This window comes from Parabacteroides sp. AF17-3 (assembly GCF_003635445.1).
Lineage (GTDB): Bacteria > Bacteroidota > Bacteroidia > Bacteroidales > Tannerellaceae > Parabacteroides > Parabacteroides goldsteinii.
The window spans coordinates 26,794-40,587 of sequence record NZ_QTMM01000019.1; the positions used below are offsets into that span (position 1 = coordinate 26,794).

The 13,794-nt window shown below is 45.8% G+C and carries 9 protein-coding genes; 8 read left to right on the top strand and 1 reads right to left on the bottom strand.

The annotated features are described in order from the left end of the window. Positions 1-23: 23 nt before the first annotated feature. From DWW91_RS22535 to DWW91_RS22570, 8 genes are all read left to right on the top strand, one after another. Positions 24-2,585, top strand: a complete 2,562-nt coding sequence (locus DWW91_RS22535) for a hypothetical protein (protein ID WP_147426563.1) — start codon at positions 24-26, stop codon at positions 2,583-2,585. 37 nt (positions 2,586-2,622) lie between these two features. Further along, positions 2,623-3,372 (top strand): DNA-binding domain-containing protein, encoded by a 750-nt coding sequence (locus DWW91_RS22540; RefSeq protein WP_122328965.1) that lies wholly within the window; start codon positions 2,623-2,625, stop codon positions 3,370-3,372. Positions 3,373-3,560: 188 nt separating this feature from the next. Next, on the top strand, positions 3,561-5,753 hold the full coding sequence (locus tag DWW91_RS22545; protein ID WP_122328966.1) for a hypothetical protein: 2,193 nt from the start codon (positions 3,561-3,563) through the stop codon (positions 5,751-5,753). 46 nt (positions 5,754-5,799) lie between these two features. Beyond that, a complete protein-coding gene (locus DWW91_RS22550; protein ID WP_010802922.1) occupies positions 5,800-6,084 on the top strand; it encodes an HU family DNA-binding protein in 285 nt (94 codons plus the stop codon). Between the two features lie 270 nt (positions 6,085-6,354). After that, on the top strand, positions 6,355-8,079 hold the full coding sequence (gene recJ / locus DWW91_RS22555; protein WP_007657149.1) for a single-stranded-DNA-specific exonuclease RecJ: 1,725 nt from the start codon (positions 6,355-6,357) through the stop codon (positions 8,077-8,079). A gap of 9 nt (positions 8,080-8,088) precedes the next feature. Continuing rightward, a complete protein-coding gene (locus tag DWW91_RS22560; protein ID WP_122328967.1) occupies positions 8,089-10,020 on the top strand; it encodes an ATP-dependent DNA helicase RecQ in 1,932 nt (643 codons plus the stop codon). A gap of 91 nt (positions 10,021-10,111) precedes the next feature. Next, positions 10,112-11,413 carry an ABC transporter permease gene (locus DWW91_RS22565; RefSeq protein ID WP_122328968.1) on the top strand — a complete coding sequence of 434 codons (1,302 nt, stop codon included), beginning with the start codon at positions 10,112-10,114 and terminating at the stop codon, positions 11,411-11,413. Positions 11,414-11,421: 8 nt separating this feature from the next. After that, positions 11,422-12,678 carry an ABC transporter permease gene (locus DWW91_RS22570; protein WP_122328969.1) on the top strand — a complete coding sequence of 419 codons (1,257 nt, stop codon included), beginning with the start codon at positions 11,422-11,424 and terminating at the stop codon, positions 12,676-12,678. Positions 12,679-12,791: 113 nt separating this feature from the next. Here DWW91_RS22570 and DWW91_RS22575 read toward each other — a convergent pair whose 3' ends face one another. Continuing rightward, a complete protein-coding gene (locus DWW91_RS22575) occupies positions 12,792-13,709 on the bottom strand; it encodes a ThuA domain-containing protein (RefSeq protein WP_122328970.1) in 918 nt (305 codons plus the stop codon). Between the last annotated feature and the right edge of the window lie 85 nt (positions 13,710-13,794).

Below are 13,794 nucleotides of genomic sequence, written 5' to 3' on the forward strand. Positions count from 1 at the left end.
ATTAAACTTTTAAAGTCATGAAAATGAAAAGTAACTTATCTGCTTTCGCAGCCTGTAGCCTGGCCGGATTTCTGGCATGGACAGCCTGCACCAGCGAGTACGAGCAACCGCTCGACAAGGAAACCGACGGAGGCATCGACGACCCAACACGCAGGGAAGTAATGCTGACATTGAAAAACAAATTAAGCCTGTCGCCAACAGCGACCAAAGCCGGTGAAATCGCTACCGCCGAAGAGAACACCATCGAAACGCTCGATGTCTACGTGTTCGGCTCCGAAGAGGAAAACGGCACGTACACCTTTCAGGAACGTTTTGCCTACCGCCCCGAAGGCCTGCCGCTACCGGCCGGAGCCACTCCGCTCGAACTGACAGCCATCCCCGGCAAGGACAATAACACGACAGCGAAGCTAACACCTAAAAAAGGGCTTTACATCCGTCTTTACTGCATTGCCAACCAGAAAGAGATGAAAGACCCGGCTAAATTGAGAGATACGACCAATCCCGCCGACCCCGGTACGCCGCTGGTCTTTGCCGACCCGAACCAGACAGTTGCCGACACCCTGTTCGCATCCCTGGTAACGACAGCTGCCGACGAAAGCGGTTCGTCGGTCGTGATCTCCCAACCGGGTCGTCCTACCGAACAGGAATTTCTGACCTACCGCACTCCCTTTATCGATCCGGCATTAGCGGCCGATACCCTGGTCACTCCGTTGCCGATGAGCGGCGCACTGACCGTACCGGTCGATCTGACCGACCTTGCCGTCTCTACGCGCTACACCACAGGCATCCGGCTGACCCGCATGGTGGCACGTTTCGACATCGTGAACAATGAGAAGCTGTCGAACTTACGGATAACCTCCGTCTCGATGGAGAACGGACGAAAAGCTACCTCCTTCTTCCCAATCAAAATCTATGGCTCACAGCCTGCCGCAAAAGGTGACCTGATCGTTTATCCCGCCCGCAAGTTTGAAGGGAAAAATGCCAACGAAGGTAACTGTACAGGTGCTTTCTACTCCTGGCCCAGTCCCACCAAAGACCAAGGACATCTGTTACTGAAAGGTATCTACCGTGTCAACAAGACTGACAGTACGGAAGTAACCTACAAGGTCCCGTTTAAAACAGACAACGGCGATAACAGCACGTATCTCGACATTGCCCACAATCACCGTTATACCGTCAATATCATCGATGCCGACCCGTATCAGCTAAAATGTACCCTGACGACAGCCGACTGGGAAGATGACGGCAAAATCGACGACTACGAACCGGACAACACCCCGGGAGATATGAAAATCGATATACCGGACGCATTTCCCGGCAACAAATATATAGCCGATTCAAGCCTGGTCTATATGACCCGGGGAAGCGGAAGCTATTTCAATGTCACAGTCGGCACCAACTCGGAAATCGGAGTAACCAAATCGTACGAAAACGGCAGCACAGACAAAGACTGGCTGAAAATAGAAGCTCCCACGATAACGGATAACCTGACAAAAGCGCTGAGTTCAAAAACGTATGCTTTCAAAATAATAATAAATGACAGCTACAACGGCGAAGATGCCCCGAGAGCAACCGTCACTTTTACTGATAAAGCACAGGGAATCAGTAAAACCATCTATGTGAAAAGGCTAAATTCGGATATTAAAGTAGATAACATAACTTTTACGGCAAAAGCCAGTCAGGATACGACGTTTAAAATCAGTTCACCTAACGGTTGTTCCATTTCTAATATCAATTTCGGTGATGGTGATAAATGGTTTGATGTCACGACTGGAACAAATATTGCCAGTGGGGACGATAAAGATATAAAGATTAAGCAAATAGCGAACCTAATGACAGTAAGAATGCATCCTGCTGTTATCACTTTCAAAAACGCGAAACCGGAAAACGGAGATAAAACCATTACTGTAACGCCTGTCGGTTCATTTGAAGCTCCGTTAACTGAAGCTGTAACAGATACTACTGTATACATTGCCAAATTAAACAATGCTTCAAACACATTAAAATATACAGTTGCAGATTCATACATCGGAGGTATCAGTATTACAGGCGACACGGGTAAAGTAACCGTTTCCATGGTCAATAAAGAGATCTCTATTTCAGCAAGAAATGTACAAGAAGGTGATGATATAACAATCGGAATTACCAATGGCTCCGATACTTCAAAGGTGTCCACCGTTAATATTAATAATATTGGTGTCAAAAAATATAATGGAGCAGATGTTTGGTGCTATGGCAATGTTTACATGGCTGCTACAGATGCAGCAACAGATGTTACATGGGCAGAGGGTATGAAAACCAAATGTCCTGACGGGTGGAAAATTCCAATTTCCAACGAACAAGCACTTTTTTTAGGTGGAAATCCTTATGGCACTAATGTAAAGGAAATACAAGCCAAAAATATTCTTAAACCAGATGTTTATTACTGGGCTAATACGTCTTTTTATACGAGCGGAAACAACGTAGCCCGTGCAATGCTCTCCAATACGACAAATCAAACAATCATAGCAACTACCGATCTAATTTTGATCGGTGGCGACACAAAAGAAACAGGAAGTATACGTTGCATTTCCATTCCTGAATAAAATCATATCAATTATAATAATTAAAAACAATCCCCAAATGGCAAACACATTAAAAGGCTGGCTCGCCGACAACACGGTGACCGCCGATCCCAACGACAAAATCCTTGTTCTCGAATCGACCGGCAAGGCCGACAGCAACAAAATCTACGAAGAAATGCTTAACGAAGATACTGGTCTCCGTATAGAAACCATCGTACATGTAACAACCCTCTATGAACGAATCTGCGCCCGCCTGCTGATGAACGGCTGGCAGCTCAACACAGGACTGTTCTATGCCGTTCCACGCTTTACCGGCGTGGTGGAAAGTGGCAAGTGGAACCCCGAAAAGAACAGCATCTACGTCGCTTTTAACCAGGATAAGGTAATACGCGAAGAGATCGCCAAAACAATCGTCCATATTCTGGGCGAAAAGGCGGACGTGATGTATATCCTCGAAGTGGAAGACCGCAAAACCGGTCTGAAAGACGGTACCGTTACCCCGGGCCGCAACCTCTTCGTACGGGGCGCGAACCTCAAGGTTATAGGAGACAAGGCAGGTGTGGGCGTCACCTTCACCAATACCGAATCGAAAAACGTCATTACACTCGAAAGCGATATGATCGTCACGAACAAACCGTCGGAGTTGACCTTGTTGGTGCCAACCGACCTGCCGGACGGTAATTACGAACTGACTATTACCACACAGTTCTGCAACAGCAAATCATTGCTGAAAGAACCGCGCTCGGTAACCGCCAGCGTCCATGCAGGCAACGGCGGTGGCGGTAGCGACCGACCGGAAATAGAGTAACCGGCAGGACAGACCTGCCAGCACAGGCAGCGATGCCCTGCCAGGTCGGGCAGGCCACTCTTGCCCGATAAGGCAAGTTTATACAGACAGGGAGTATCCCTTTCTCCTCTCGAGAGGGGATTAAGGGGGGTGTTAAAGCCAATTACTCCCGTCATTAAAACAATCATTACATTTTAAAATTAAACGAAATGAATATCAAACATTTATTAGTAGCTGTCGCCCTTTGTGGCGCAACCGTCGGATGTACCGACGAAGAAGTCGGCAAGGAATCTCCCCTACAGGGACAGCCCGGCGAAATACAACTGGTCTTCACCGGAAGCGGAGAAAGTGTGGAATACCCTACCAAAGCTATCGCCTCGGAGAAAGAGAACAATATAGACGAACTGGACATTTACATCTTTGCCGCCGCAACGATGACAACAGACCCCGATGACTGGCATTATCTGGAAACCTGGTCAACCCGGGCAGGAGCCGCGAACTCCTTCACCCTGCAAAATTCAGGTTCCTCCTGGAAAGCATCTATCAAACCGGGCGAATTAAAAGGCCTTCCCTATCTGAAACTCTATTGTGTCGCCAATTTACCAAATGGCAACAGATATAAACTGGATGGCAGTGACGCCGATGCTCTAACCGCCGTCACAACAGACGACAAAGGCATAATTACAGCCCCCGGCACATTGGAGTCGGCTTTTATACCTACTTATACCGCTAAATTGCTGAAAGCCGGCGAAGGTGGTGCCACCTGGCTGAAAACTCCGCTCATTATGCAAGGTAGCAGCGCAACAAAGATCAGTGGTAGCGCTTCGGTAGTCAACATCGAGCTCAAACGCCTCGTAGCCCGTTTCGATATCGACAACACAGCTTTGAAATCGCGCCTGACTATCAACAGCATCACGGTAGCCAATGCCCGCAGCAACGCTCCCCTGTTTGGCGAAGCATTAAAGGAGATAGACAAGGCAGACCGTGCTACTACCCTGATCACTTATGCAGCCGACGACTTCACCAAGCTGTCCGGTGCCAATATGGGTATGACCGAAAGTGCCCTCTACATATATCCGAACATGCCTTCCGACAGCAGTTATCTGATTGTCAGAGGTAAATTCAGAAGTACTGTAGGTGGTACCGAAACTGATGTAGTCTATCCGATCGAGATCAACCGTACCGACAATACTGATCCTGTAAATCCGAAAGTCGAATACGTTCAGATTCTGTCAAACAACCGTTACAAGCTGCACATCACAGACGTAATCAATTCAAGTATACAGGCAACTTTAGAAGTGGAAGACTGGACCTCGGGCGGCGGCGTAAACAACAAACCCGATAACGCTGCACCCGAATTTCTGGGAGACGCTTCGCTCAGCATAGTAAATGAAGGTGACAATGTGACCCAGGTACCCGTCGTTATCAATGAGAATCCTTATGCGCTTCGCGTCAATGAAGAAAGCGGACAGTTCAAAATGATGGTTCTCGCTTCCTCCAAAGTGGAAGCCGATATGTCTGTGATGACAAAAACCTACGGAGGTTGGCTGGCAGAACCGACCTATGCCTACGACACAGACACCGTTCCCGGCAAGACGGTAACCTTCCTGACATTCACTTACGCAGATGCTGTCCGCAAAGCCCCGTGCCAGATCACGTTACGCAACACGGCAGCCAACTATGACCCGGCTTTATGGACGACACTGACAGTCTACGGACCGGTAGTTGCTCCGGTATTAAGTGATGCAGGAAAACATTCGGAAGGTAATTCGCTCGATTTGACAAAAACTCCGGCCGAAGCCAATCTTTTCAATGTAAAGGGCAGCCAGGCTCTCGTGGATATTATGTGTATCGAAGGAGTTACGTATAATGAACCTGAGGGTATAAAAATATCTCCGGTAGCGACCGATGGTTTCACAACAACCTATGCCATCCAGATTGCCGACACGACAAAGGCCCGTGCATCTGTCACAACAGATCCGAACATTACCTTCACCAATCAGGCAAACACGATCCAAAATGCGGATACGATCCTGAAGGTAAACCTACTCGACCCGGCAATCACATTTGATATTTCAAGCGATGATAAAACGGCTACCACTATTACTGCCGATACGATTGAAGTGGATACAGATCAGTTAAGCGACGGAACTTTCACCATTAAGGTTAGTAGTTCGCTAGACCCGGTCTTGCCGCAGAATACGGATTGTACCTGGTTGACGATCTCAAAAGTTGCAGCAAATTGGGAAACCGGAACTCATGAATACGTAGAATACACCGTATCGAACCAAAAGGATGTAACTGAATTTACCGATTGTAATCTAACATTCACCAACAGATTAATGAACGGACCTAATCTGACAGTCACACTGAAAAAGAAGGAAGCGACAGCCACTCATTAACAAGTCCGCTTTTCCATTTAATTAACAACAAAATTTAAAGACTCAAATGAACAAAACAGAAATAGTCAACGACCTGGCCGAGCGTCTTTCGCTCCCTAAGACGGAATGTTATCGTTTTCTGCAAGCCTGGCAAACATTGATGACCGAGCGCCTGTCCAAAAGCGATTCACTGATCCTTCAGGGTTTCGGCACTTTCCATCCCTGGAGCCAGACTGCTCGCGAAGGACGAAACCCGCGTACCGGCGAAACCTGCCTGATACGGCCACGCCGCAGCGTAAAATTTAAACCGGGCAAAATGTTACTGCAAAAGTTGAACAATACAGATAAATAAATCTGCATGAACAAATAAAAACCGACCTCTCTTTAAGTTATGAAGGGAAGGCCGGTTTTTTTATTGTTAATATTTCGCCACCCCCACCAAAATTCTCCATTTTAATTTCTAACTTTACGGATTCAAAAATAATAATTTGCCAATAGTCCTATATGCAAATGTGCCAATCCTGGGAATCAGGATTTTATTAAGGTATTATCATTAGCATATTAGCACATTAGTAATTGGCATATTATTTTTAGGGAGATAAAAAGAAAAAAACAATATATAATGATTAACAAATGGAATTTTCAAACCCCGACAGAAGAAGAATTACATAAGAGAGATGCGCTGGCAGCCGAAATCGGTTTCAGCCCGGTCATCTGTCTCCTGCTTGTTCAGAGAGGGATTACGACGGCTGAAGAAGCCAGAAAATTCTTTAAACCCAATCTGAACGATCTGCATGACCCGTTCCTGATGCCGGATATGGATAAGGCGGTGAAACGATTGAACAGAGCCTTGGGCAATAAAGAAAAGATTCTGGTTTACGGCGACTACGATGTAGACGGCACGACTGCCGTATCGCTTGTGTATAAGTATTTAAGACCCTATTCATCGACGTTGGATTATTACATTCCCGACCGCTATGACGAAGGGTATGGCATTTCTTATAAAGGGATTGATTATGCCTCCGACAACGGAGTCACATTAATTATTTCGCTCGACTGCGGAATCAAAGCAATCGAAAAGATTGAGTATGCAAAGACAAAAGGCATTGACTTTATTATCTGCGACCATCACATGCCGGATGATACATTGCCCGATGCCGTTGCGGTGTTGGATGCTAAACGCGTAGATTCCATCTATCCGTACGAGCATCTGTCCGGTTGTGGCGTAGGCTTCAAATTCATGCAGGCTTTTGCCAAAAGCAATAACTTTCCTTTCTCCGAACTGGAGAAATTACTGGAACTGACGGCTGTCAGCATTGCTTCCGATATCGTGCCTATTACGGGAGAAAACCGTATCCTGGCTTATTACGGACTAAAGCAGTTGAACAGTAATCCCAGCCTGGGACTGAAAGGTATCATCGACATCTGCGGACTTACCGGGAAAGAGATAACCATCAGCGACATCGTTTTCAAGATCGGTCCGCGCATCAACGCTTCCGGACGGATGATGAACGGAAAAGAAGCGGTCGACCTGTTGCTCGCCAAAGATGTAGAATCAGCCCGCGAGAAGAGTGAAAACATCAACCAATACAATGACGAACGACGCGAACTCGATAAAAAGATAACCGACGAGGCAAACGCTATCATCGATGAATTCGCCAATATGGAAGACCGGAAAGCAATAATCGTTTACAATCCCGGCTGGCATAAAGGAGTTATCGGAATCGTTGCGTCGCGACTGACAGAGAAATATTACCGTCCGGCAGTTGTGCTGACCAAATCATCCGAACTGATCACCGGTTCTGCCCGCTCAGTTACCGGTTTCGACATTTATAAGGCAATAGAGAACTGCCGTGACTTGCTGGAAAACTTCGGGGGACATACCTATGCCGCCGGCCTTTCCCTGAAAGAAGAAAATCTGGATGAATTTACCGAACGTTTCCTGAAGCTGGCTGCCGACGAGATTATCCCCGAACAGATGATCCCGCAAATCGACATCGACGCCGTTCTCGATCTGAAGGACATCAATACCAAGTTCATGAGCGAACTGAAAAAGATGAATCCTTTCGGTCCGGACAACCAGAAACCGGTATTCTGCTCGTTAAACGTAAAAGATTACGGGACAAGCAAGCTGGTCGGCAAAGAACTGGAACATATCAAGCTGGAACTGATAGACGACAAATCGAACACGCCCATCCATGGCATCGCTTTCGGAATGCATCAGCACAGCCCGCATATTAAAGGGATGAAACCTTTTAATATCTGCTATACGATTGAAGAGAATACATATAACGGTAACACGACCTTGCAACTCATGGTTAAAGACATAAAGGTCGATGACATATGAAGGGAACCGGTGGACGTCTACCATAAGATATTAGAAAAGTATTGGGGATACCCTGCTTTTCGTCCTTTACAGGAAGATATTATTCACTCCGTTTGTGAGGGGAAAGATACACTTGGGCTAATGCCGACAGGGGGAGGTAAGTCGATTACCTTCCAGGTTCCGGCCTTAGCAATGGAAGGAATATGTATTGTCGTAACCCCGTTGATCGCTCTGATGAAAGACCAGGTAGATAACCTGCGCCGGTTGGGGATAAAAGCTACAGCCGTCTATTCGGGCATGACCCGCCAGGAGATTATCGCCCAGCTGGAAAACTGTATCTTCGGTGATTATAAATTCCTGTACGTTTCGCCCGAGCGGTTAGGGACCGATATATTCAAAAGCAAGCTACAGGCAATGAATGTCTGTCTGCTGGTTATCGACGAAAGCCATTGCATTTCGCAATGGGGATACGACTTCCGTCCTTCTTACCTGAGCATCGCCGATATCCGGGAAGAACTTCCCGGTGTGCCGGTTCTTGCTCTGACGGCAACAGCGACTCCAGAGGTAGTGAATGATATCCAGGAACGGCTACATTTCAGAGAAAAGAATGTATTCCGGAAAAGTTTCGTCCGGAAGAACCTGTCCTATATCGTTCGCCAGACGGAAGATAAGATAAATTCATTAATATACATTCTGGGAAAAGTTCCCGGAACGGCTATTGTCTATGTGCGCAACCGGAAACGGACGAAAGAAATAGCAGTCCTGCTTCAGCAAGCCGGCATATCGGCCGATTTCTTTCATGCCGGCCTCAACCGCGACGACAAAAACCTTCGCCAAAGCCGTTGGAAGAATAACGAGTGTCGGGTAATTGTCTCGACCAATGCATTCGGGATGGGTATCGACAAGCCGGACGTACGCCTGGTAGTTCACATGGATATGCCCGGATCGCTGGAAGAGTATTATCAGGAAGCCGGACGAGCCGGACGGGATGAACAGAGGGCTTACGCTGTCGCTTTGTGTTCCAATATAGATTGTACAAAGTTGAAGAAACGGCTGGCCGATGAATTTCCGGACAGGGATTTTATCAGTCGGGTGTACGATGCTTTAGGTAATTATTATCAGATAGCAATGGGTTTCGGACTGGATACAGTACACGACTTCTCCCTGGTCGATTTCTGTACAGCCTATAAGTTTTCGCATCTACAAGCACATCATGCCCTAAAGATACTTGAACTGGCAGGCTACATAGAATATACGGAAGAACAGGAAAATGCTTCTCGTCTGGTATTTACCGCCACACGTGACGAGCTTTACAAATACCTGCATCAGGATAAAAAGACGGATGAGGTTATACAAATGATACTCCGTTCCTACACCGGTTTGTTTTCGGATTACGTATATATTAATGAAGGGCTGATCTCTACCCGTACCGGACTGAGTCAGCAGGAAATTTATGAAGTGCTGGTCGGACTTTCCAAATACCGGATTGTCAATTACATTCCTCATAAGAAAACGCCTCTCATTATCTATACCCGTACCCGGGAAGAGATTAAATACCTGTCAATCCCCCGTTCGGCCTACGAAGAGCGTAAAGAACGTTTTGAAAGCCGTATCAACCGGGTCATGGAATACATCAACGAAAACCGGATATGCCGGAGCCGGATGCTGATTTCTTACTTCGGTGAAAAAGGAACTTCCGATTGCGGTTGTTGCGATGTATGTCTGGCAAAAAACGATTCGGGCCTGAACAACCATACGTTCAATACCATCCGTGACGCATTGCAGAAGGCTTTGACCGACGGTCCGCAGGAGGCTAAGAAACTGACGGAGAACCTACCTTTTCCCGCCGACAAGATCATCACTGTAATCCGCTACCTGGCCGATCACGATGAACATTTTTCGCTGGAAGATGGAATAATAAGCCTTACAAAAATGAACACTATGTCCGATAACGAACAGTAAAAAGTATATCCATAGACTGAACGACAGGCATTTACCTTTATGGCACAGACTTTGTTATTATAGATTCCAAACAATAATAACAAAGTCTTTTATGTATAAGGTCTATCTCAAACAGGCTATGCAGATGCTAAGGCAAAACAAGTTTTTCAGCATCATTTATATAACCGGTACCGGTCTGGCCATTACGATGGTCATGATACTGGCTATACTATATTATTTCCGGACTGGAAATATCGCACCGGAAACCAACCGTGACCGGATGTTAGTCATACAACACGGAAAAATTCTAAATAAAACGGAAGGCCAGGGAAACGGGAGTAGCCGGCTTTCTTATCCGACCATCAAAGAATGCTTTTATTCAATGCAGACTCCGGAGGCTGTCACTGCCATCCTCCCGATCGGAGAACAGACCGAATTCATACAAACCCCGGGAAGTGATGAAGTATACAACGGACTTGTCATGGGTACGGATGTTGCATTCTGGAAAATATTCCAGTTCAGATTCCTTGCCGGAAAACCTTATACGGAAGAAGAGTTTACCTCCGGAATCAGAAAAGCCGTCGTGAGCGAATCACTGGCACGCAGGCTGTTCAATACATCGGATGCAACAGGTAAAACATTTCTACTGAACTTTGAAGAATACCAAGTCTCCGGTGTTGTGGAAGATGTACCTTCCATAGCACAATTCTGTTACGCTGAAATGTGGATACCTTTCACCAACCGTCCTTCACAGATACAGGGAAGTAAATGGTGTGATTTTATCTTAGGTCATATGCAGCTTTATATCCTGGCAAAGAAACCGGGCGACTTTGACGCTATCCGCCGGGAAGCTGAAGAAAATTGCCGGCGCTACAGTGCAAATATTCCACAATACAATTTTGTACTAAACGAACAACCTGACACCGTTCTACGTGCCTGGTTACGCACAGATTCTTTCGCCAGTCCGAAATTCATGAAACTCTTTATACAAATCTTCTCAGTAATATTCCTTCTGCTGTTGGTCCCTTCCATCAATCTGACGGGAATGACTGCATCACGCATGAAAAAGCGCATGGAAGAATTAGGTATCCGTAAAGCGTTCGGAGCCCAGAACAGGACATTGCTTTTGCAGATATTATATGAAAACCTGCTGCTCACATTATTAGGCGGACTGATCGGATTATTGATCTCCTACGGATTGATATTTATGCTGAAAGGATGGTTACTGGGGAATTACGACTGGGACGGCAGTTCACTCACCGCCTCTATCGATCTTTCTCCCGGCATGCTGATCAATCCGGCAATTTTCGGATATACGCTGATCTTCTGCCTGATTTTAAACCTGATGTCTGCTCTCGTTCCTGCCTGGCGTGCACTCAGACGTCCCATTGTCGATGCTTTAAACGATAAATAACAAGAATCATGATACATCATCTTTTAAAACTTTTATGGAAACAACGCCGGCAAAATGCCTGGATTGTAGCTGAATTATTCCTGGTATTCATTCTCTTATGGTATATCATGGACTACTTCACAACGATCGGATATGCCAATTCAGTCGATAGTGCTTACGATATAAAAGACACTTACCAGGTACGGCTCACGACTGTGCCGCAAAGTAGTCCCAACTATATTCACCATGAAAACACGGAAGAGGCAGCTGCCCTATACCTATCTATTATAGAACGTATCCGGCAATATCCACAGGTAGAAAAGGTTTGCCTGACACAAAATAGTAGTCCTTATAACCCCAGTTATATGGATAACCAAATGGGAAAAGACAGTTCGAAAATGGTGCAGTTCCAATATTTACCGGTTACTCCTTCCTATTTCGATGTATTCAGAGTCCGCCCCTTGAACGAAGATGACCGATCTTCTTTAAAAGATGCTTTGACCGAAAAGAACATTGTCATTTCCCGTAAACTAGCTGAAGAACTTTTCCCCGGAGAACAAGCTAAAGGACATTCTATTTACATGAAGAATGACAATTCATTCCGCATAGGAGGTGTTTGCGGGATATTAAAACGTGACGATTACAGCCGGGAAGAAAGAGCGGCATATTTTATGTTACCAACTTCCTATTTCAAAGAATGGAATGAGCAACAACTCGCCTGGTCGTTAGAAATCAGTATACGGGTAAAACCCGGGCTCAACAAACAAAAATTCATAGAAGATTTCCAACGGGATATAAGGGAACAGATAAATATCGGTAATTTCATACTTTCCAGAGTCGACTCTTACGACGACCTGAGAAACAGACTTTATCTTACAAACGGAGTGACGGATGCCATCCGTTACCGGATAGCCTTTATGGCATTCCTGATCTTCAATATATTCCTGGGAATCATCGGCACTTTCTGGTTCCGTAATGAGTACAGGAAATCTGAAATCGGCCTCCGCCTGGCTGTTGGTTCCACACGCCGCCAGATATTGCAAATGATGATCGGAGAAGGCTGGCTGTTATTAAGCCTGGTGGCTATCCCTGCCGCTATCATCTGCATTAATATTGCGAAAATGGAATTGATTGACACGAATGTTATGCCGGTCACTTTCTTCCGCGTCTTTGCCGGTTTGATATCGACTTATCTGCTTATGGCATTCTTTATCACACTGGGAGCCTGGTACCCGGCTTACCTCTCATCTAAAATTGCTCCGGCAGATACATTACGAGCTGAATAAACCTATTTTTCCTTCTTGGAAGGATAGATAAAAAATCAAGGCTGCTCCGGTAAAAACCAGATACAGCCTTGATTTTTTGATTGCTTTTCTTTCAAAAGAAAAGTAATATCTATTTATTTCTTTTCCTTATAATCCTTCCGGTAACTGCACTGTGTCTCGGTCGGGAAATCTTTGGGTACTTTCTGAGTTACCTTTCCGGTTGCAGCCCATTCCGCACCACGCAGTAACAAAACCTGGAAGCCTGTACACTGCATAGCTGTATTATCTTCAACAGTAGCACCGGCATGTCCGAGCATGGTATGGAAGATACGGGCATTTTCGTAATCGACGGTAAAGACAAGCGGTTCTTCACGTCCTGAACCTCCTGTCTCTTTATCCGAATAAGCCGTATAAAGTAAGTCTCCGATATTACCCGGACCACGCATACGGTCGTATAGTTCATCCTGGGTATGACGCCATTTCAAAGGCAATCCTTTTACAATGGGATGTATTTTATCACGCCCGTTCAATACATATTCATGCTGTTTTCCATGCGAACCGCCCGGACCGGCAGAACTATCCTTGACTAGTTTGCCATCCTGCCAATACACATAAGGACCAGAGTTTTCATCACGTCCTTCCCATCCACCCAAGGCACATATCTTATTAAATTCCGGCCACTTGGAGAAAGCGTTATCTGCCGCATGATAAACGACCACTCCCCCGCCATTTTGCACGAACTCCAGAAAACGCTTGTTTGTTTCTTCCGGCCATGAATCACCGTTATAATCCAACACAACTAATTCATACGGAGCAAAATCAAGCACAAAACCGGACATATCCTGTCCTTGTGAAGGAGACACAGCGAAATCTACGGAGAAACGACCGGAGTTTTCCAGTATTTGCTTTAAAACAACATGGCTAACTTGCCAGTTATGATTGTTTTGCCCGGTAATCAACAACGTCTTGATAGGTTTGCGTGCAGATACCGAACATACACAGAAAAAGGAGAGCAACACAACCAATAGCTTTCCAAAAAATAAATGTTTCATGGTATAAATATGGTTTAAAGATTTGTTTCCACAAATATAGTAATTATTGTATAAATGCCAATAAGTAAGCACTACCGGCACTAAT